General features: G+C 63.9%; 25 protein-coding genes. 17 read left to right on the top strand and 8 right to left on the bottom strand.

Annotated features, from left to right (window positions below; all coding sequences use genetic code 11):
* Window positions 1–21 precede the first annotated feature (21 nt).
* Together NKH13_RS07970 and NKH13_RS07965 are read left to right on the top strand one after the other, a co-directional pair.
* On the top strand, window positions 22–1128 hold the full coding sequence (locus NKH13_RS07970) for a hypothetical protein (RefSeq protein WP_352911928.1): 1107 nt from the start codon (window positions 22–24) through the stop codon (window positions 1126–1128).
* A 76-nt stretch (window positions 1129–1204) separates the two neighbouring features.
* The gene (locus NKH13_RS07965) at window positions 1205–1825 is read left to right on the top strand and encodes a nucleoside triphosphate hydrolase (protein WP_352911926.1); all 621 of its coding nucleotides are present in this window, start codon (window positions 1205–1207) and stop codon (window positions 1823–1825) included.
* Window positions 1826–1868: 43 nt separating this feature from the next.
* Here NKH13_RS07965 and NKH13_RS07960 read toward each other — a convergent pair whose 3' ends face one another.
* Window positions 1869–2159, bottom strand: a complete 291-nt coding sequence (locus NKH13_RS07960) for a hypothetical protein (protein ID WP_352911923.1) — start codon at window positions 2157–2159, stop codon at window positions 1869–1871.
* Here NKH13_RS07960 and NKH13_RS07955 point away from each other — a divergent pair.
* The gene (locus NKH13_RS07955) at window positions 2152–2277 is read left to right on the top strand and encodes a hypothetical protein (RefSeq protein WP_352911920.1); all 126 of its coding nucleotides are present in this window, start codon (window positions 2152–2154) and stop codon (window positions 2275–2277) included. The two genes, NKH13_RS07960 and NKH13_RS07955, sit on opposite strands and share 8 nt — an antisense overlap.
* Before the next feature lie 21 nt (window positions 2278–2298).
* Here the strand turns inward: NKH13_RS07955 and NKH13_RS07950 are convergent, their stop codons facing one another.
* From NKH13_RS07950 to NKH13_RS07940, 3 genes are all read right to left on the bottom strand, one after another.
* Window positions 2299–3003, bottom strand: coding sequence for a glutathione S-transferase family protein (locus NKH13_RS07950; RefSeq protein ID WP_352911918.1), 705 nt, complete (start codon window positions 3001–3003; stop codon window positions 2299–2301).
* A gap of 135 nt (window positions 3004–3138) precedes the next feature.
* A complete protein-coding gene (locus NKH13_RS07945) occupies window positions 3139–4347 on the bottom strand; it encodes a beta-ketoacyl-[acyl-carrier-protein] synthase family protein (protein ID WP_352467770.1) in 1209 nt (402 codons plus the stop codon).
* Between the two features lie 4 nt (window positions 4348–4351).
* Window positions 4352–4606, bottom strand: coding sequence for an acyl carrier protein (locus NKH13_RS07940; protein ID WP_023677013.1), 255 nt, complete (start codon window positions 4604–4606; stop codon window positions 4352–4354).
* Window positions 4607–4808: 202 nt separating this feature from the next.
* Between NKH13_RS07940 and NKH13_RS07935 the strand changes: the two genes are divergently transcribed.
* The 4 genes from NKH13_RS07935 to NKH13_RS07920 are packed head-to-tail and all read left to right on the top strand — an operon-like array spanning window position 4809 to window position 6588.
* On the top strand, window positions 4809–5648 hold the full coding sequence (locus tag NKH13_RS07935; protein WP_352911915.1) for an urease accessory protein UreD: 840 nt from the start codon (window positions 4809–4811) through the stop codon (window positions 5646–5648).
* A 28-nt stretch (window positions 5649–5676) separates the two neighbouring features.
* Complete coding sequence (locus tag NKH13_RS07930) at window positions 5677–5979, top strand: urease subunit gamma (RefSeq protein WP_023677011.1); 303 nt, start codon at window positions 5677–5679, stop codon at window positions 5977–5979.
* A gap of 19 nt (window positions 5980–5998) precedes the next feature.
* The gene (locus tag NKH13_RS07925) at window positions 5999–6253 is read left to right on the top strand and encodes a DUF1272 domain-containing protein (protein ID WP_352911913.1); all 255 of its coding nucleotides are present in this window, start codon (window positions 5999–6001) and stop codon (window positions 6251–6253) included.
* 29 nt (window positions 6254–6282) lie between these two features.
* Window positions 6283–6588 (top strand): urease subunit beta, encoded by a 306-nt coding sequence (locus NKH13_RS07920; RefSeq protein WP_352911909.1) that lies wholly within the window; start codon window positions 6283–6285, stop codon window positions 6586–6588.
* 26 nt (window positions 6589–6614) lie between these two features.
* Here NKH13_RS07920 and NKH13_RS07915 read toward each other — a convergent pair whose 3' ends face one another.
* Both NKH13_RS07915 and NKH13_RS07910 read right to left on the bottom strand, forming a co-directional pair.
* Entirely contained in the window at window positions 6615–7109 is a 495-nt protein-coding gene (locus NKH13_RS07915) for a hypothetical protein (protein ID WP_023722544.1), read from the bottom strand.
* Between the two features lie 126 nt (window positions 7110–7235).
* Entirely contained in the window at window positions 7236–7619 is a 384-nt protein-coding gene (locus NKH13_RS07910) for a hypothetical protein (RefSeq protein WP_352911905.1), read from the bottom strand.
* A 176-nt stretch (window positions 7620–7795) separates the two neighbouring features.
* Here NKH13_RS07910 and NKH13_RS07905 point away from each other — a divergent pair, with 176 nt between their 5' ends.
* From NKH13_RS07905 to NKH13_RS07870, 8 genes are all read left to right on the top strand, one after another.
* The gene (locus NKH13_RS07905; RefSeq protein WP_352911902.1) at window positions 7796–8137 is read left to right on the top strand and encodes a DUF6547 family protein; all 342 of its coding nucleotides are present in this window, start codon (window positions 7796–7798) and stop codon (window positions 8135–8137) included.
* A 170-nt stretch (window positions 8138–8307) separates the two neighbouring features.
* Window positions 8308–10023, top strand: coding sequence for an urease subunit alpha (gene ureC / locus NKH13_RS07900; RefSeq protein WP_352911899.1), 1716 nt, complete (start codon window positions 8308–8310; stop codon window positions 10021–10023).
* 47 nt (window positions 10024–10070) lie between these two features.
* On the top strand, window positions 10071–10664 hold the full coding sequence (locus tag NKH13_RS07895) for a hypothetical protein (RefSeq protein ID WP_352467774.1): 594 nt from the start codon (window positions 10071–10073) through the stop codon (window positions 10662–10664).
* 57 nt (window positions 10665–10721) lie between these two features.
* Entirely contained in the window at window positions 10722–11306 is a 585-nt protein-coding gene (locus NKH13_RS07890) for an urease accessory protein UreE (protein ID WP_352911896.1), read from the top strand.
* Window positions 11293–11988, top strand: a complete 696-nt coding sequence (locus NKH13_RS07885) for an urease accessory protein UreF (protein ID WP_502908305.1) — start codon at window positions 11293–11295, stop codon at window positions 11986–11988. Before NKH13_RS07890 ends, NKH13_RS07885 begins: the two co-directional genes overlap by 14 nt.
* On the top strand, window positions 11985–12425 hold the full coding sequence (locus NKH13_RS07880) for a DUF3995 domain-containing protein (RefSeq protein WP_352911891.1): 441 nt from the start codon (window positions 11985–11987) through the stop codon (window positions 12423–12425). Before NKH13_RS07885 ends, NKH13_RS07880 begins: the two co-directional genes overlap by 4 nt.
* Window positions 12422–13063 carry an urease accessory protein UreG gene (ureG, locus tag NKH13_RS07875; protein WP_352911888.1) on the top strand — a complete coding sequence of 214 codons (642 nt, stop codon included), beginning with the start codon at window positions 12422–12424 and terminating at the stop codon, window positions 13061–13063. The genes NKH13_RS07880 and ureG overlap by 4 nt, the downstream gene beginning before the upstream one ends.
* Before the next feature lie 81 nt (window positions 13064–13144).
* A complete protein-coding gene (locus NKH13_RS07870) occupies window positions 13145–13912 on the top strand; it encodes a class II aldolase and adducin N-terminal domain-containing protein (protein WP_352911885.1) in 768 nt (255 codons plus the stop codon).
* 22 nt (window positions 13913–13934) lie between these two features.
* Here NKH13_RS07870 and NKH13_RS07865 read toward each other — a convergent pair whose 3' ends face one another.
* Entirely contained in the window at window positions 13935–14567 is a 633-nt protein-coding gene (locus NKH13_RS07865) for an HAD family hydrolase (RefSeq protein ID WP_352911882.1), read from the bottom strand.
* Window positions 14568–14896: 329 nt separating this feature from the next.
* Here NKH13_RS07865 and NKH13_RS07860 point away from each other — a divergent pair, with 329 nt between their 5' ends.
* Complete coding sequence (locus NKH13_RS07860) at window positions 14897–15856, top strand: sugar-binding transcriptional regulator (protein ID WP_352716338.1); 960 nt, start codon at window positions 14897–14899, stop codon at window positions 15854–15856.
* A gap of 75 nt (window positions 15857–15931) precedes the next feature.
* Here the strand turns inward: NKH13_RS07860 and NKH13_RS07855 are convergent, their stop codons facing one another.
* Window positions 15932–16117 (bottom strand): hypothetical protein, encoded by a 186-nt coding sequence (locus NKH13_RS07855; RefSeq protein WP_292662415.1) that lies wholly within the window; start codon window positions 16115–16117, stop codon window positions 15932–15934.
* Between the two features lie 110 nt (window positions 16118–16227).
* On the opposite strand from NKH13_RS07855, the gene gcvA reads away from it, so the two are divergent.
* A complete protein-coding gene (gene gcvA, locus NKH13_RS07850) occupies window positions 16228–17139 on the top strand; it encodes a transcriptional regulator GcvA (RefSeq protein WP_292662413.1) in 912 nt (303 codons plus the stop codon).
* The last annotated feature ends 68 nt before the right edge of the window (window positions 17140–17207 follow it).

Raw genomic sequence — 17207 nt, 5'->3', positions numbered from 1 at the left:
CGGGAGAATCGGTAGGTGCACATGGATACGGTCACGATCACGGCAAAGGGCATTTCGGTATCGGTCGATCTGGCCGTCGGCCATCTCGCCGACATGGCGATCGAGATCGATGGCCGTCGGCTGAAGCCGCTGCATCGCGCACCCTGGGTCGGCGAGCCGCGCGAGACGCTGCCGAAAGACCTGCCTGAAGGGACGGTCCACCTGTCGGGCGATTTCCTGTGCGCGCCGTTCTCGACCAGCGACGTCGAAGCGGCACCTTTGCATGGCTGGCCGGCCAATAGTCGCTGGGACGTCGTCGATAGCGCAGCAACGGCCGATGGCTGGCGCGCCGTCTTCCGTCTGCAGCGCCCGGTCATGGGCGCAACCGTCGACAAGATCCTGACCTTGCGCAACGATCATCCCCTTCTCTATCAGGAGCACGTCTTTTCCGGCGGCGCCGGCGCCATTCCCGTCGCCCACCACCCGATGACGGTGATGAAGGCCGGCGGCAAGCTGGCGTTCTCGGCGAAGCGCTTTGCCGCAACGCCGAACGAGGCGCCTGAGCCCGATCCGGCCCGCGGCCGCTCTTTGCTCGCCTACCCGGCGCGCAGCGCCGACCTGACGCGCTTTCCCGCCGCCGATGGCGGCACGATCGACCTGACCACCTATCGCATGGACCAGGAGCGTGAGGATTTCGTCACGCTGGTCGAGGCCGATCATGGCGGGCCGGGCTGGACGGCGCTGGCGCGCCAGGCGGAAGCCGATCTCGTGCTGGTGCTGAAGAACCCGGCCGAATTGCCGGTCACCATGCTGTGGGTCAGCAATGGCGGGCGCGATTATGCGCCATGGAGTGGCCGCCATCGCGGCGTGCTCGGCATCGAGGACGGCCGCACCGCCGTCGGCCACGCCGCATCGCTCGGCGACAATTGGCTGAAGCGCGAAGGCGTGGCGACCGCCTTTGCCCTTTCTGAAGGGCGCAGCTTTTCGTTCCGCCATGTCATCGGCGCACTGCCATGGCCATCCGGCGAGCCGCCGCGCGACGTCACGACCTCGCCGGGCCGCATGCGCATCCTGGCCGCCGATGATGCGGTGCGCGACATCGGCTTCGACAGCGATTTCCTGCGGATCGGCCAATCCAGGCCCGATTGAAGGCCTGGCACAATCCGGCGTTTGAAATTTCCGAAAACTGCCGCCAAAATGCGCCAGAACCAACGTAAGGGGGCCAATGTCCGAGATCGCCCATATCGCTGCTGCCATTTTCAAGCGCGCCGGCAGGGCGCCGCGCTTCGTCGTTGCCATTGCCGGTCCGCCCGGCGCCGGCAAATCGACATTGTCGGCAGGGTTGCACGACTTGCTGCCGGAAGGCACGGCGGAAGTCGTGCCGATGGACGGCTTCCATTACGACGATGTCGTGCTCGAGCGGCGCGGCCTTCGCGCGCGAAAAGGTGCCCCGGAAACCTTTGATTTTGCCGGCTTCGAAACGCTGCTGAAGCGCATCCGCGCCGGCGAGCCGGATATCGCCATCCCGGTCTTCGACCGCAGCATGGAGCTGTCGCGCGCCGCCGCTGCGATCATCGCCGCCGAGACCAAATTCATCCTGGTTGAAGGCAATTATCTGCTGCTCGACGAAGAGCCATGGACGCGGCTGGCGCCGCTGTTCGACTTCTCGATCTTTGTCGATGTGCCGCGCGCCGAGCTCGAGCGCCGGCTGCTGGAGCGATGGCACGAGCACGGCCGGTCCGACGAGGACGCGCGCGCCTGGATCGTTTCCAACGACATGCCGAACATCGATCGCGTGCTTGCCCGTCGGCGGCCCGCCGACCTGGTGGTCGGTGAGCAGGCCTGATCTGTAAGGACTGTTCGGCCGGAACCTTAACACTTTCAGGCCGTTATCCCGGACACGGCAATCGTGCCGCATGAGGGAACAGTTCGATGGAAACCATGGCAAGAAAGCCTGCGCCCGCCAAGGGCAGGGCAACACGATCAAAAGCAACCCGAGCGAAAACCAGCGCCGGCCCGGCAGCGGCGACGCGTTCCAAGGATGCGGCAAAGCCCAGCTTTGGCAAGGCAGCGCCGAAAAAGGTGATGCCTGCTGCGAGCAAGGCCGCAGCTCCCAAAGCCGCCAGCCCTAAAAAGCCGGCAAGCAGCAGCGCATCGATCGCAGGCAGCGCAATGCGCACCGTCAAAACGACGGCCAACGTCGCCGCTGGTGCCGTGCTTGCGACCGCCAAAGGTGCGGCGTCGCTTGCCGCTTCCGTAGTCGGCAAGAGCTCGAAACGCCGGACCAAGGCAAAATAGCCGGTCCAGTCAGGCTTTCGATCAGGCTCTGGCCGGAATGGTGAGGCCCCTCTGCACCGCCGGCCGGGCAAGGCCGCGCTCCAGCCATGCGCCCACGCTGGGGAAGTCGTCGAAACCGACGAGTTCCCGTGCCTCGTAAAAACTGATCAGATTGCGCACCCATCCAAGCATCGAAATGTCGGCGATGGTGTAGTCGTCGCCCATGATCCAGCTGCGGCGCTTGAGCCTCGTTTCGAGGACGCCGATCAGCCGTCGCGACTCGTCGCGATAACGTTCCAGCGGGCGCTTGTCGGCGATTTCGCGCCCGGCGAATTTGTGGAAGAAACCGACTTGGCCGAACATCGGCCCGATCGAAGCCATCTGGAAGAACACCCACTGGATCGTCTCGTAACGCAGCGTTGCGTCTGCCGGAACCAGCTTGCCGGTCTTGTCGCTGAGGTAGAGCAGGATGGCGCCGGATTCGAACAAGCCGATCGGCTTGCCGCCCGGGCCGTTCGGATCGATCATCGCCGGTATCTTGCCGTTCGGGTTCAAAGACAGGAATTCCGGGGTCCAGCTCTCGTTCTTGCCGATGTCGACGGCATGCGGCTCGTACGGCAGGCCAAGTTCCTCCAGCGCGATCGATATCTTCACCCCGTTCGGCGTCGGAAACGAATAAAGCTGGATGCGGTCGGGGTGGCTCGCCGGCCAGCGCGTGGCGATCGGAAACGCGGACAGATCGGTCATCGAAACTCCTGGTCGGGGACCGCGCCGAGCGGCACGGTCATGGCGGGTCGCAGAGAGTTAGGCGCGACGCCTGGCGCGATCAATATGCGCATGGAAAGTTTCACGGCCCCGGTGAAGGGCCCGCAAGGCGTGCGGTCACACGGCCTTGACCGCCAGCACCGCATTGGTGCCGCCGAAGGCGAAGCTGTTGCTGATCGCGGTGCGCACGGTGCGTTCGCGCGCCACGTTCGGCGTGATGTCGAGATCGCAGTCGGCGTCGGCTTCCCGATAGTTGGCCGTCGGCGGCACGATGCCTTCGCGGATCGCCATCACGCAGGCGATCATTTCCAGCGCGCCAGATGCGCCGAGGCAGTGGGCGTGCATCGATTTGGTCGAGGAGATAGAAAGCTTGTAGGCATGGCCGCCGAAGACACGCTTGATCGCCGCTGTCTCAATCTGGTCGTTGGCCTTGGTGCCGGTGCCATGCGCGTTGAGATAGTCGACGTCCTCGGGATTGAGCCCGGCATCGACGAGGCAGAAGCGCATCGCCGCCTCAGGCCCTTCGATAGTTGGCGCGACGATGTCGGAGGCGTCGGCGGAAAGGCCGACGCCGGCGATTTCGGCAAGGATGGCGGCGCCGCGCGCCATGGCATGCTCATACGTTTCCAGCACCACCATGCCGGCGCCTTCGCCGAGCACGAGCCCTTGGCGGTCGGCCGAAAACGGCCGGCAGGTGTCCGGCGACAGTACCCGCAGGGCCTCCCAGCCCTTGAGGATGCCCCAGACCAGCGGCGCATCGGTGCCGCCGGCGACCATGACATCGGCCCGGCCGAGCCTGATCTGATCGACCGCCGAGGCAATGGCGTGGTTGGATGACGAGCAGGCAGAGGTGATGCCGAACACCGGCCCGCGCAGACCAAGATTCATGCTGACGTGGCCGGCGGCTGCGCCCGGCATTACTTTCGGTACGGTGAAGATGCCGGCGCGGTTCTTGCCTTCGAGCAGGATGGCGCGATAGTTCTCTTCGATTGCCTCCCAGCCGCAGACGCCGACGCCGACGATGGTGCCCATCCGGTAGGTGTTGGCCGCGTGCGGGTTCAATCCCGCCTGCTGTGCCGCCTCCCGCGCGGCGATCGTCGCCAGAAGGCTGAAGCGGTCCATCGACACGACCTGCTTGCGGTCGATGCCGTGCTCGGGAAGCGCCTTGATTTCGCAGCCGACCTTGACCTTCAGATCATGCAGCAGCGGATTGTCGATCGCGCCGATTGCCGAACGGCCGGCGCGCATCTCATTCCAGATTGCCGGTGCATTGGTGCCGAGGCCGCATAATCCGCCGATGCCCGTGATGACGATGCGCTTGTGCATTCGGTCAGGCTTTTTTCGCGATCAGCGCGCGAACCGCCTCGACCATGTCGCCGACATTCTTCAGATTGCTCCAGGCATCGACCGTGTTCATCTCGATTTCGATGCCATACTCTTCCTCGAGATCGAAGATGATTTCCGTCAGTTCCAGCGAATGGATGCCAAGGGCGGTCAGTTCGGTACTGGTGGTGATTTCCTCGCCGCCCGGCTCGGCATGAGCCTTGATCTTGGCGATGATATCGTTTGCCAGCTGGTCAGCCATTCGGTTTCTTCCCCAACTCTGTCGTTTCCCGACGCCAACTGATCAGCGCCCCTTTTGTCCTCGATTACGTCGTCATCGTCGCCTTTTACCCCCGCCGGGCGCCGGTGACCGTACCAAGGTGGCTCCCTCTATAGAAACCGAAACGCTGTCAAGCAACAAGCTATATATCGACAAAGCCGCCGCAGTGCTTAACGTTGGTGTCGTGGATACGATCGCATATAGCTTGACCCCAGTGCCGGCCCAGCGTGTTGCCGGCGTCGCGCGGCTTGGCTGCGACTGGAACGGAGGCCGCACGCGTCTTCGGCGGCTGTACCAGGACGGCTCTGCCAAGATCCGCATGCCGGCGGTCTCGGCCGATCCGCTCGAAGCCGTCCTGATCAACACTGCCGGCGGGCTGACCGGTGGCGACCGTCTCGCCTGGGAGGTCGATGTCGGTGCCGGCGCCGCCGCAACCATAACGACGCAGGCCTGCGAGAAAATCTACCGCGCCGCATCCGACCGCGCCGAAGTGCGGGTGCAGCTGACCGTCGGCGAAGATGGCCATATTGCCTGGCTGCCGCAGGAAACCATCGTCTTCGACCGCTCGGCCTTTGCCCGCACACTTGACGTGGAGCTTGCCGCCGGAGCCGAGGCGCTGATCCTGGAGGCTACCGTCTTCGGCCGTCTGGCCATGGGTGAACGGGCAGCGCAAGGCCATTTCCACGACCGCTGGCGTGTCCGCCAGGACGGGAAGCTGGTCCATGCCGAGGAGTTCCGCATCGGGCCCGACATTGCGGCCACCTTGAACCGCACGGCAGTTGCCGGCGGTGCCGTCGCCGTGGCGACGCTGCTGATGGTGTCGCCGCGGGCAGAGGCTTTGCTCGAGCCGGCCCGGGGCATAGTCGGCGGCCAGGGCGGCGTCAGTTTCTGGAGCGTGCGGAAATCTGGCAAGCTTCTTGCGAGGCTGTTCGCCGAGGACGGCTACCAGCTCCGCAAGCGGCTGGTGCCGCTTGTCGAATCGCTCAACGGACGGGCAGGCCTGCCCAAATTATGGTCACTCTGATTTCGATCGTGCCACTGCAGGAAAAAGCATGAATCTGACGCCGAGGGAGAAAGACAAGCTGCTGATCGCCATGGCGGCGATCGTGGCCCGCAAGCGGCTCGAACGCGGCGTCAAGCTCAATCATCCGGAAGCGATCGCGCTGATCACCGATTTCGTCGTTGAGGGGGCCCGCGACGGCCGCGCGGTCGCCGAGCTGATGGAGGCCGGTGCCCATGTCGTCACGCGGGCCCAGGTGATGGAAGGCATTGCCGAAATGATCCACGACGTGCAGGTCGAGGCGACGTTTCCAGACGGCACCAAACTGGTGACCGTGCACGAGCCGATCAGATAACACCGCCAAGGAGAGGAAAATGCTTGAGCTGCGTCCCAACTGCGAGTGCTGCGACAAGGATCTGCCGCCCGATGCGACGGATGCGGTGATCTGCACCTTCGAATGCACCTTTTGCGCCGACTGCGCACAAAACGTGCTCGGCGGCGCCTGCCCGAATTGCGGCGGCAACTTCTCGGCCCGCCCGATCCGTCCGGCAGCGCTGCTGAAGAAATATCCGGCCTCCACCAGACGTGTGCTGAAGGCCGAAGGCTGCGGCCCCCGCAAGGCCGCCTGATCCGGCGACCGTGAAACGGAAGGCAATCAATGATCCCTGGCGAAATCATCACGGCAAGCGGCGAGATCGAGCTGAACAAGGGACTGCCGACGGTCACCTTGAAGGTAGCCAACAGCGGCGACCGGCCGATCCAGGTCGGCAGCCATTACCACTTCTTCGAGACCAATGCGGGACTGAGATTCGATCGCGACAAGGCCCGCGGCATGCGCCTCGACATCGCTGCCGGCACCGCGATGCGCTTCGAGCCGGGGCAGGAGCGCGACGTTACTCTGGTGCCGCTCGGCGGCAAGCGCGAGGTCTACGGGTTTCAGCAGAAGATCATGGGCGCGCTGTGAGATCGAAGGCGTCGAGCAGTTTCGGCTCAGCCGGGCGGCTTGGCCGCCGCATAGATGACGACCTTTCCGGGATCGTCGAATTCTACCGCCAGAACGTCCTCGGTCTGCACTCGCCGCGAGTCGATGGCGTTGAACAGCAATGCGTTCGCCTCGATCTCCTTGCGCAGCTCGGCAATGTCGTCCCGATGTTGCCTGACCTTGTTCTCGATCGCCGGCGGCGGGCCGCCTTCGGTGCGCGCGGCGTCGGTAAGAAACACGATATCGACCTTGTCGAGCTTGGATGTCTTGCGCACGACGGCGATGTTTTCACGCGTGCGGTCAATCGCCGAACTGACCTTGCCGGCTTCCGCATTTGTCTTGGTCTCTTCCTGGCCGACCTCCGAGCCGACGATCCGGTTGACGGTCTCGGCGCTGTCCAGGCTTTGCGCGTTCAGCGCGGCGTGCGGAATGCTGGCTGCCAGAAACGCGGTTGCGGCAATCCCATGCAGCCATCTGGTGTCGGAGAAGGTGGTGATCGCCATCGCTCGTTCTCAGGGTCCTTTTCGAGGCTTGTGTCAGGGCGACAGGACCGAAACGTAACGTCCCCCGTGAAGGTTCCCTTTGCGATGCGGCGGGCTGACCGGGCGCCGGCCCGCCGCCTCGTCTCGTCAGCTCGCTTTCTTGGTGATCAGCGTCAGCGCGCCATTGGTGCTCATGCTGGCGGCGATCACCTGCGCCGAGGTGAGCCCCTTGGCTTCGAGCGCGGATTTGACCTGCGGTGTCGCGTCGATCGAGCCGCGCAGTTTCTGCAGGTCGGCATCGCTGCGCTTGGCGATCACCTCGTTGACCTTGGCTTGAGTGTCCGCCGGCAGATCCTTGATATCGACGACGTTGATCGCCTGGATGGTGGGCGCCTGCGGCTGCGCCCCGGGTGCGGCAGGAGCAGGCGCCGCCGGCGCCGGACTGGGCTGCTGCGCAGGCTGTTGCTGGCCGCTGGCGGCAGTTGCGAGCACCAGCGTGGCGGCGGCTGCCAGAAGGGTCGTTTTGCGCATGGATGTTCCTTTCCATCGATTGGCAAATGGTCGTTTTGGGGTGGCCCGGCCACCTCAAACGCTAAATGGGATCGGAAAGTGTCGCTCAGCGGGTCATTGCGTGACCATAGGATGGCGGCAATGTGGGGCCCGGCCGCGGGCAGGCCGTGTTTCAGCAGAAGGCAGTGGGGAAAACTATGATTTCCGCGAGCTTTTCGGAAGGCGGTTTGCGCTACCAGAAATTCATCGACGAATTTGTCGAGCTTTCGGGCTCCGAGGTCGTAGCAGATCGGATTAGAAAGTACGGGCATACGGAACGCACGAACCACGACGATTTGCCGTTGGATTTGCAGGAGGAAACAAGAAAGGCATTTCTCCTGTCACTCACCGGATCGAATAGGGAAATTGTTGCGCAATTGATCGAAGACGCTCGAAGTAGTGCAGTCCACGATGTTCTTTCCCATCTTCAGTGGAAGCACACATGTGGAGGGCTCGATTTGACTGTCGACGGCTATCGGCTGCCGAGGGAGCCGTTCTGAGGCAGTATGCATATGGACTACATGTGCCGGCGAGCCGGGGATCCGTGGCCCGAAGAGGATCCCGAGACTAACTAGCGAAGACGTCAGTGCGGCCCGCACGGGGGACTTTGGGGTTAAAGTAAGTAGCCATTCTGGCCGTTGAGGGCCGCATCCGCAAACAGGGAACATCCATGCCCGCCAAAATCACCCGCGCCGCCTATGCCCAGATGTACGGCCCGACCGTTGGCGACAAGGTCCGGCTCGCCGACACCGAGCTGTTCATCGAAGTCGAAAAGGATCTCACCCTTTACGGTGAGGAGGTGAAATTCGGCGGCGGCAAGGTCATCCGCGACGGCATGGGCCAGAGCCAGGTTTCGCGCGCGCAAGGCGCGGTCGACACCGTCATCACCAATGCGCTGGTCGTCGATGCCACCGCCGGCATCGTCAAGGCCGATATCGGCCTCAGGGACGGCCGCATCGCCGCGATCGGCAAGGCCGGCAATCCGGATACTCAAGGCGGCGTTACCATTATCATCGGCCCGGGCACCGAGATTATTGCCGGCGAGGGCAAGATCGTGACCGCCGGCGGCTTCGACGCGCATATCCACTTCATCTGCCCGCAGCAGATCGAGGAAGCGCTGATGTCGGGCATCACCACCATGCTCGGCGGCGGCACCGGCCCGGCCCACGGCACGCTGGCGACCACCTGCACGCCGGGGCCGTGGCATCTGGCGCGCATGATCCAGTCTTTCGATGCCTTCCCGATGAATATCGGCCTGTCGGGCAAGGGCAACGCGTCGCTGCCTGCCGCGCTCGAGGAGATGGTGCTCGCCGGCGCCTGCTCGCTGAAGCTGCACGAGGACTGGGGCACAACGCCGGCTGCAATCGACTGCTGCCTGTCGGTCGCCGACGATTACGACGTGCAGGTGATGATCCACACCGACACGCTGAACGAGTCCGGCTTCGTCGAAAACACGGTCGCAGCGATCAAGGGCCGCACCATTCACGCCTTCCACACCGAAGGCGCCGGCGGCGGCCACGCGCCTGATATCATCAAGGTCTGCGGCCTGCCCAACGTCATTCCGTCCTCGACCAATCCGACCCGCCCCTACACGGTCAACACGCTGGCCGAACACCTCGACATGCTGATGGTCTGTCATCACCTGTCGCCGTCGATCCCCGAAGACATCGCCTTTGCCGAGAGCCGCATCCGCAAGGAAACCATCGCCGCCGAAGACATTCTGCACGACATCGGCGCCTTCTCGATCATCTCGTCGGACAGCCAGGCCATGGGTCGTGTCGGCGAAGTGGCGATCCGCTGCTGGCAGACCGCCGACAAGATGAAGCGCCAGCGCGGTTCGCTGCCGCAGGAGACCGGCAACAACGACAATTTCCGTGTCCGCCGCTACATCGCCAAATACACCATCAATCCGGCCATCGCGCATGGCCTGTCGAAGGACATCGGTTCGGTGGCGGTGGGAAAACGCGCTGACCTTGTGCTGTGGAACCCGGCCTTCTTCGGCGTCAAGCCGGACATGGTGCTGATTGGCGGCATGATCGCCGCCGCCCCGATGGGCGATCCCAACGCCTCGATCCCGACGCCGCAGCCGATGCACTATCGGCCGATGTTCGGCGCCTATGGCAAGGCGATGACCAATTCGTCGGTGACCTTCGTTTCGAAGGCCGCGCTCGATTCCGGCCTGCGCGGCAGGCTCGGCATCGACAAGCAGATGGTGGCGGTAGAGAACACCCGCGGCGGCATTGGCAAGCACTCGATGGTGCTCAACGACGCCACGCCGCATGTCGAGGTCGACCCCGAAACCTATGAGGTCCGCGCCGACGGCGAGTTGCTCACCTGCGAGCCGGCCACCGTGCTGCCGATGGCGCAACGCTACTTCCTGTTCTGAACCATAGGCGTTAGAACGACCGACGTAGAACATGCCGCGCCAGGCCTATGGACCAGCAACTCCCCTACGCCCACGACATTTTCCCTCATATCCGCATCGTCCTGGGCATGGTGATCGGCCTCGGCGTCACCCGCCTGCTGTCGGGGCTCGCCCGCATCGTCCAGCATCCCGGCCAATACCGGCTCTATCCCGTGCACCTCGCCTGGGTTGCGTCGGTGCTTTTAATGCTGGTGCATTTCTGGTGGTGGGAGTTCGGCCTGTTCCAGATCGAGAATTGGACCTTCGGCAAATACCTGTTCATCATCTTCTACGCCGTCACGCTGTTCCTGCTCTGCGCGCTGCTGTTTCCGGATTCGATGCTGGACTACACCAGCTATGAGGATTTCTTTTATTCGCGCCGGGCCTGGTTCTTCGGCCTGCTGGCGGCGACCTATCTGCTCGACGTGGTCGATACGCTGCTGAAAGGGCCGGCGCATTTCGCACATTTCGGCGTCGAATATCTGATCCGCACGCCGGTTTTCGTAGCGCTTTGCGTCATTGCGGTCCTGCTGCGCGACCGCCGCTTTCACATCGCCTTTGTCGCCGGCGCGCTCGTCTATCAGATATCGTTTATCCTGCGGCTCTTCGACACGATTGTTTGAGCGCCATTGGGGCGGCTGATCGGTATAGTCTAGGCTTTTTGCGAAAGGTAGTCTTACATGAAGCTCGACATCCGCACCGACTTCACCAAATTCCCGCGCGCTGTGGCGGTACTAGCTGCCGGCAAGGCCGGAACCACTACGCCGTATGACAGCGCAGTGCTTGCCCATGACGAGCGGCATCTGCGCCGTCGCGCCATCGAAACGGCCCGTAGCGACAAGGTGCTGGTCGACCTGCCCGAACCGGTGACCTTGAACCATGGCGACCGGCTGGTGCTGGAGGATGGCCGCCACATCGAGGTCATCGCGGCGGCGGAGCCGCTCTACGACGTCCGGGCCAGCGACCCTGTTCATCTGGCCGAGCTTGCCTGGCACATCGGCAACCGCCATCTCGCAGCCGCCATCGAAGCTGGGCGCATCCTCATCCTGCGCGACCATGTCATCAAGGCGATGCTGGAAGGGCTTGGCGCCACCGTGAGCGACGTTTCCGAACCGTTCAAGCCGGTGCGCGGTGCCTATTCCGGGCATGGCGGGCACGGCCATGCTCATGCCGAGGTGCATGCACACAGCCACGCCGAAGCGCATTCCCATAGCCACAGCGAATCGCATTCCCACAGCCATTCGCACGACCATGATCATGACTGACCAGCCCTCCAACGTGGCCCAGCCTTCCAACGTTGCTTTGTTGCGGCTGATGGCGTGGCTGTCGCCGTCTTTTCCGGTCGGCGGTTTTTCCTACAGCCATGGCCTGGAACAAGCCGTGCATGCCGGGCTGGTTGCCGACGGCAAAGAGCTCGCCGCGTGGCTGGAGACGCTGGTCGAGATGGGTTCGGGCTGGAACGATGCGGTGCTGTTTGCCGAAAGCTGGCGCCGTGCGCGCGAAGCCGGCGATCTCGCCGAAATCGCAGCACTCGCAGAGGCCTTGGCCGGCTCGCGCGAGCGTCATGCCGAAACCATGCTGCAGGGCGCCGCCTTCCTGAAGGCGGCCTCGGCCTGGCCGTGCCAGGTGCTGGACCGCCTGCCGGCCGAATGTGCCTATTGCGTCGCCGTCGGTGCCGTCGCCGGCGGCCACGGAATTATGCTGCGGGATGCGCTGGCCGGCTTCCTGCAGGCCTTCTTTTCCAACCTCGTCCAGGCCGCGATCCGGCTTGGTGTCGTTGGCCAGACCGGAGCGACCGCGCTGCTCGCCGGCTTCGAGCCGCTGGCCTTGGCGACTGCAGCCCGCGCTTCCGACTCGACCCTCGACGATCTCGGCGGCTGCGCTTTTATCTCCGACATCACGGCGATGAAGCACGAGACCCAGTATTCGCGGCTGTTCCGCTCATGATCGTCCTAGCCTCCGCGCTCTCCTCGGTCCTGCTGCTGATCACCGCACTGCATGTCTATTGGGGCATTGGCGGCATCTGGCCGGGCAGGGACGCTGCCTCCTGCGCCCGCGCCGTCATCGGCTTTCATGGCGTCGACGAAATGCCGGCACCCTTCGCCAGCTTCGCCGTCGCCGCATGTCTCGGCCTGGCGACACTGTGGCCGATGGCGCTCGAGGGCATCTTTGCCACGCCGTTTCCCAAGGCTGGGCTTGCCGCCACGTCACTGCTTATCGCCCTGGTTTTCCTGGCGCGCGGCATTGCCGGCTTCACGTCCTGGTGGCGCCGGCTGACGCCCGAACAGCCTTTCGCGCGGCTCGATCTGCGTTACTATTCGCCGCTGTGCCTGCTGATCGGGCTTGCCTTCGCCATTCTTGCCTTCACGGAGTTCCCCGCATGATATCGCCCAACGGTCCTCTTCGCATCGGCATTGGCGGTCCCGTCGGCTCGGGCAAGACGACGCTCACCGAAAAGCTCTGCAAGGCGCTGCGTGACGAGTTCTCGATCGCCGTCGTCACCAACGACATCTACACCAAGGAAGACGCCATGATGCTGGCCCGGCTGCAGGCGCTGCCCGAGGATCGCATCGTCGGCGTCGAGACCGGCGGCTGTCCGCACACCGCCATCCGCGAGGACGCCTCGATCAATCTGCAGGCGATCGCCGAGATGACCAAAAAATTCCCGGATCTCGACATCGTCTTCATAGAATCGGGCGGCGACAACCTCGCCGCCACCTTCTCGCCGGACCTTGCCGACCTGACGCTCTATGTCATCTCGGTTTGCCAGGGCGAGGAGATTCCGCGCAAGGGCGGGCCGGCGATCACCCGGTCCGATTTCCTGGTCATCAACAAGAGCGACCTTGCGCCCTATGTGAACGTCAATCTCGACATCATGGAACGCGACGCTGCCCGCATGCGCGGCAAACGGCCGTTCGGCTTCACCGACCTGTCGCGCGGCAAGGGACTGCAGGAGGTGATAGACTTCATCGTCGAGCATGGCGGGCTCAGGGTCGGCGCGGCCACCAGCACGGCGGCATAACGGCGCTCGCCTGCACCAAACGAAACCGGTTGCGCGTGTTCCAGCCGCGCGGCATGCTCGCTCCATTCACGGAGGTCTACGATGAGCATCACGCGCCTGCAGAAGGAAGTGCTGACCAACCTGCCGTTCTATGAGGAGCGCGTCGATCTGGCTTGCGCCTTCCGCTGGACGGCGCGGCTTAACATGCACGAGGCGGTGGCCAACCATTTTTCGCTGGCGGTCAACGACGATGGCTCGCAATTCCTGATGAACCCTAACCAGGTGCATTTCTCGCGCATCAAGGCGAGCGATCTGCTTCTGATCGACGCCAATGATCCCGACACGCTGGTCGGCCCGAATGCGCCCGATCCGACGGCGTGGGGGCTGCATGGTGCCATCCATCGCAACGTGCGTCATGCGCGCTGCGTCATGCATGTCCACTCGATCCACGCCACCGTGCTTGCCTCGCTTGCCGACTCGACGCTGCCGCCGGTCGACCAGAACTCGGCAATCTTCTTCAACCGCCATGTCGTCGACGCTCATTATGGCGGGCTGGCCTTCGAGGAAGAGGGCGAGCGCTGCTCGCAGCTTCTTGTGGACCCGAAGGTCAAGGTCATGGTGATGGGCAACCATGGCGTGCTGGTCATCGGTGACAGCGTCGCCGACACCTTCAACCGCATGTTCTATTTCGAGCGCGCCGCCGAAACCTATATCAAGGCGCTGTGGACAGGCCGGACGCTGCGGGTTCTGTCGGATGAGATCGCCGAAAAGGCGGCACGGGAACAGGAAGACTATCCCGGCCAGGCCGAGCGCCACCTTTCCGAACTGAAGGCGATCCTCGACGAGCAGGAGCCTGCCTACCGGAACTGAGTGCAGTCCCGCCGGGCCTGGCTTAAAGCCCGAGCTTGGCCCGCAATTCGTCGGCGCTGTTGATGACAATCGCCCCCGGCGGCCCTTCCATGGGCACCTCTGGCCAGAAGATCGTCTTCATTCCCGCTGCCAGCCCCGCCGTGGCGCCGGTCACGCTGTCATCGACCGCCACGGCCTCGGCGGGATCGACGTCGGCCAACCAGGCGGCGCGCAGGAAAGGTTCGGCATGCGGCTTGCCTTCGCGCACGTCGTTGCGGCTGACCGTCTTCATGCCGGGATAGACGAGGCCTACGGCGCGCAGATTGGCATCGACGATCAGCCTGTCCGAGTTGGACACCACCGCTTGCGGCACGCCAAGCTCCCGCAGCTCATTGAAAATCTCGATCGCGCCGCTGCGTGGCGTCAGCGTTTCGGCCATCGGCAGATAGTGATCGTATTTGCGCACGATCCAGTCGTCGAAAGGCAGGTCGAGGCCGAACTCGTCGCGCAGCATTTCGTAGACCGGCCATGCGGCGATGCCGAGCACCCGCTCGTGCAGGTTGGCCGGCGGTGCGATGCCGACGCTGTGCAGCGCCGCAATCAGCGCTGCCTCGTGCAGCGGCTCGCTGTCGACCAGCGTGCCGTCCATATCCCAGAAAACCGCTTTCGGCGTCATGCAAGGCTCCATTCTCCAAAATCCCTTAAAGCGTTTAGCGCGGGAGATAAACCGCCGCGTCCCCGCTAATGCATGTCGCGCAAAAGTGTGCAGCGGTTTTGCGATAACGACATGCATGAGGCCGATCGAACACGTCGCGCTTTGGAACCGAGATTGGTGCGACCTCGACAGCCTTGCTGTTGCGACGAGACTAGGTCGACCCCGTCACTTCGTTCGAACCACCAAGTCCTTAAGCAATTGCTCGTACAATAGGCAATTGCGCGCAAGTTCATTCCCTGCGAAACTATGGTACTCCGCCTCTTATGCTCGGCGGGTTGGGAGGCAGGAACTTGAATTCGCGGCAGGACAGCGGCGGCAACAGGCTGGACGACGCGGCGCGCGCCGGATGGCTCTATTACGTTGCCGGCAACACCCAGGACCAGATCGCCGCCACGCTTGGCATCTCGCGGCAGACGGCGCAGCGGCTGGTGTCGCTCGCAGTCTCCGAAGGGCTGATCAAGGTGCGCGTCGACCATCCGATCGCCAATTGCCTCGACCTTGCGGCACGGCTGAAATCGCGCTTTGCCCTTGATCTGGTCGAGGTGGTGCCGAGCGACCCGTCTTCGTCCTCCACCGTCATCGGCGTCGCAGAGGCGGCGGCGGCCGAGATCGAGCGGCGGCTGAGGTCGCCGACCCCGATTGTCATGGCGATCGGCACCGGCCGCACGCTGAAGGCCGCGATCGAGCAGCTGCCGCCGATGGAATGCCCGCAGCACAAGGTGGTATCGCTGACCGGCAACATCTCGCCGGACGGCTCGGCCGCCTTCTACAACGTCATCTTCACCATGGCCGACAGGGTCAAGGCGCGCTCGTTTCCGATGCCTTTGCCGGTCATCGCCTCCTCGCCGGAGGAGCGCGAGATGCTGCTCAGCCAGCCGATGATCCAGCCGACGCTGGCGCTTGCGGCCGAGGCCGACGTCACTTTTGTCGGCATAGGCGATCTCGGCCCGAAGGCGCCGCTTTACGAGGACGGCTTCATCTCGGAGGGTGAATTGAAGGCGCTGCAGAAGGCCGGCGGCGTCGCCGAGATCGTCGGCTGGGTGTTCGATCGCGACGGCCGCATGATCGACGGCATCACCAACGACCGGGTGTCGTCGGCGCCGCTGCCGTCGCGCGAAAAGTCGCTGGTGATCGCGCTTGCCATGGGCGACCGCAAGCTGCCGGGCATCTTCGCCGCCGTCAACCGGCGGCTGGTCAACGGCCTGATCACCGATGAGCGGACCGCCGCCGCCCTGCTGGCGGGCGCATGATCTCCGAGCCCCTGACGGTCGGAAACGATCATGTGAAATCGAAACGCATCTGAACCCCCGATAAAACGAGCGACACTACTGGCGACGGCCGCAAGGATCATTGCCGTCGAGGAAGCCCATGTCTCGCTGCAGATGCGGCGGCAGTTCCCGGACGTCGAGATAGGCCCGTTTCCGCGCCGCGTGCCTTGCCAATCCCCGCGCCAGCCGTGAAAACCAGCCATGGGCTGGAGCAAGAAGCAGCTTTTCCTGTATTGTGGTCATGATCGTCAGCCTTCGCTATCTCTAGGCGTAATTGATCTTCAACACGGAATATCGGTAGGACCGGCCGGTGCCGCCAATCAAACGTCGATCACTGCCCATAAGGAGGGCTTATGCCGGAGCTCAATTCACGACAGCTGGTTTCGCAGCTTCCTCCGCTTCAGGCGATCCGGGTGTTCGAGGCCGTGGCGCGGCATCTCTCGTTCACCAAGGCCGCCCAGGAGCTTGGCATGACGCAGGCGGCGGCAAGCTATCAGATCAAGCTTCTGGAGGAGCGCATCGGCGCGCCCTTGTTCCTGCGCCAGCCAAAACAGATCGTGCTGACCGAACCCGGCCAACGCCTGGCGCCCGCGGTCAGCGAAGCATTCGCGCTGTTGAGCGGCGCCTATGCCGCCGCGCGCACCGGCGCCGACGGCGTACTTTGCGTTTCGACGCTGCTGACCTTTGCCTCCAATTGGCTGGCGCAGCATCTCGGTTCGTTCCAGGTCGCGCATCCGTCGCTGGCGGTGCGCGTCGACACCTCGAACAGGGTTGTCGACTTTGCCAGAGAGGATATCGACATCGCCATCCGCTCCGGTGGCGGCAACTGGCCGGGCGTCGAGACCCATATGCTTTTCAGGGCCGATTTCACGCCGGTTCTCAGCCCAAAGCTCGCGGCAAGCATCGGCGGCGTCAAGGAGCCGGCCGACTTGCTGCGGCTGCCGATCCTCGACCCGGGCGACATCTGGTGGCGGGACTGGTTTGCCGCCGCCGGCCTGCCGGTCGAGGAACTGGCCAAGCGCCCCGGCACCAGCATGGGCGCGCAGGCCTATGAGGCCAACGCCGCGATTGCCGGCCACGGCGTGGCGATCGTTACCAAGGCGCTGTTCAAGACCGAACTTGCCGACGGCCGCCTGATCCAGCCCTTCGATCTTGTTGGTGACGACGGCCATGCCTATTGGCTGGTCTATCCGACAGCGCGGCGCAACGTGCCGAAGATCCGCGCCTTCCGCGATTGGATCCTGAGCGAGATCGCTTGCCAATAGGCTGAATCCCAGCCACCCGGACAGCAAAGCTCCGGCTTTTGGCGGCGCGATGAGCCCGACCGAACCCC

The sequence above is a fragment of the Mesorhizobium sp. M1348 genome (assembly GCF_040317925.1).
GTDB lineage: Bacteria > Pseudomonadota > Alphaproteobacteria > Rhizobiales > Rhizobiaceae > Mesorhizobium.
This window is presented reverse-complemented; position numbering and strand designations above follow the sequence as displayed.

Excerpts from the sequence above, each read along its gene's own strand:
- NKH13_RS07880 (WP_352911891.1), top strand. The coding sequence starts at position 11,985 with ATGATCGTCCTAGCCTCCGCGCTCTCCTCGGTCCTGCTGCTGATCACC.
- NKH13_RS07855 (WP_292662415.1), bottom strand. The coding sequence starts at position 16,117 with ATGACCACAATACAGGAAAAGCTGCTTCTTGCTCCAGCCCATGGCTGG.
- NKH13_RS07970 (WP_352911928.1), top strand. The coding sequence starts at position 22 with ATGGATACGGTCACGATCACGGCAAAGGGCATTTCGGTATCGGTCGAT.
- NKH13_RS07930 (WP_023677011.1), top strand. The coding sequence starts at position 5,677 with ATGAATCTGACGCCGAGGGAGAAAGACAAGCTGCTGATCGCCATGGCG.
- NKH13_RS07895 (WP_352467774.1), top strand. The coding sequence starts at position 10,071 with ATGGACCAGCAACTCCCCTACGCCCACGACATTTTCCCTCATATCCGC.
- NKH13_RS07870 (WP_352911885.1), top strand. The coding sequence starts at position 13,145 with ATGAGCATCACGCGCCTGCAGAAGGAAGTGCTGACCAACCTGCCGTTC.
- NKH13_RS07955 (WP_352911920.1), top strand. The coding sequence starts at position 2,152 with ATGCGCACCGTCAAAACGACGGCCAACGTCGCCGCTGGTGCCGTGCTT.
- NKH13_RS07890 (WP_352911896.1), top strand. The coding sequence starts at position 10,722 with ATGAAGCTCGACATCCGCACCGACTTCACCAAATTCCCGCGCGCTGTG.
- NKH13_RS07905 (WP_352911902.1), top strand. The coding sequence starts at position 7,796 with ATGATTTCCGCGAGCTTTTCGGAAGGCGGTTTGCGCTACCAGAAATTC.
- ureC (WP_352911899.1), top strand. The coding sequence starts at position 8,308 with ATGCCCGCCAAAATCACCCGCGCCGCCTATGCCCAGATGTACGGCCCG.
- NKH13_RS07865 (WP_352911882.1), bottom strand. The coding sequence starts at position 14,567 with ATGACGCCGAAAGCGGTTTTCTGGGATATGGACGGCACGCTGGTCGAC.
- NKH13_RS07925 (WP_352911913.1), top strand. The coding sequence starts at position 5,999 with ATGCTTGAGCTGCGTCCCAACTGCGAGTGCTGCGACAAGGATCTGCCG.
- ureG (WP_352911888.1), top strand. The coding sequence starts at position 12,422 with ATGATATCGCCCAACGGTCCTCTTCGCATCGGCATTGGCGGTCCCGTC.
- NKH13_RS07915 (WP_023722544.1), bottom strand. The coding sequence starts at position 7,109 with ATGGCGATCACCACCTTCTCCGACACCAGATGGCTGCATGGGATTGCC.
- gcvA (WP_292662413.1), top strand. The coding sequence starts at position 16,228 with ATGCCGGAGCTCAATTCACGACAGCTGGTTTCGCAGCTTCCTCCGCTT.
- NKH13_RS07920 (WP_352911909.1), top strand. The coding sequence starts at position 6,283 with ATGATCCCTGGCGAAATCATCACGGCAAGCGGCGAGATCGAGCTGAAC.
- NKH13_RS07965 (WP_352911926.1), top strand. The coding sequence starts at position 1,205 with ATGTCCGAGATCGCCCATATCGCTGCTGCCATTTTCAAGCGCGCCGGC.
- NKH13_RS07940 (WP_023677013.1), bottom strand. The coding sequence starts at position 4,606 with ATGGCTGACCAGCTGGCAAACGATATCATCGCCAAGATCAAGGCTCAT.
- NKH13_RS07910 (WP_352911905.1), bottom strand. The coding sequence starts at position 7,619 with ATGCGCAAAACGACCCTTCTGGCAGCCGCCGCCACGCTGGTGCTCGCA.
- NKH13_RS07945 (WP_352467770.1), bottom strand. The coding sequence starts at position 4,347 with ATGCACAAGCGCATCGTCATCACGGGCATCGGCGGATTATGCGGCCTC.
- NKH13_RS07885 (WP_502908305.1), top strand. The coding sequence starts at position 11,293 with ATGATCATGACTGACCAGCCCTCCAACGTGGCCCAGCCTTCCAACGTT.
- NKH13_RS07950 (WP_352911918.1), bottom strand. The coding sequence starts at position 3,003 with ATGACCGATCTGTCCGCGTTTCCGATCGCCACGCGCTGGCCGGCGAGC.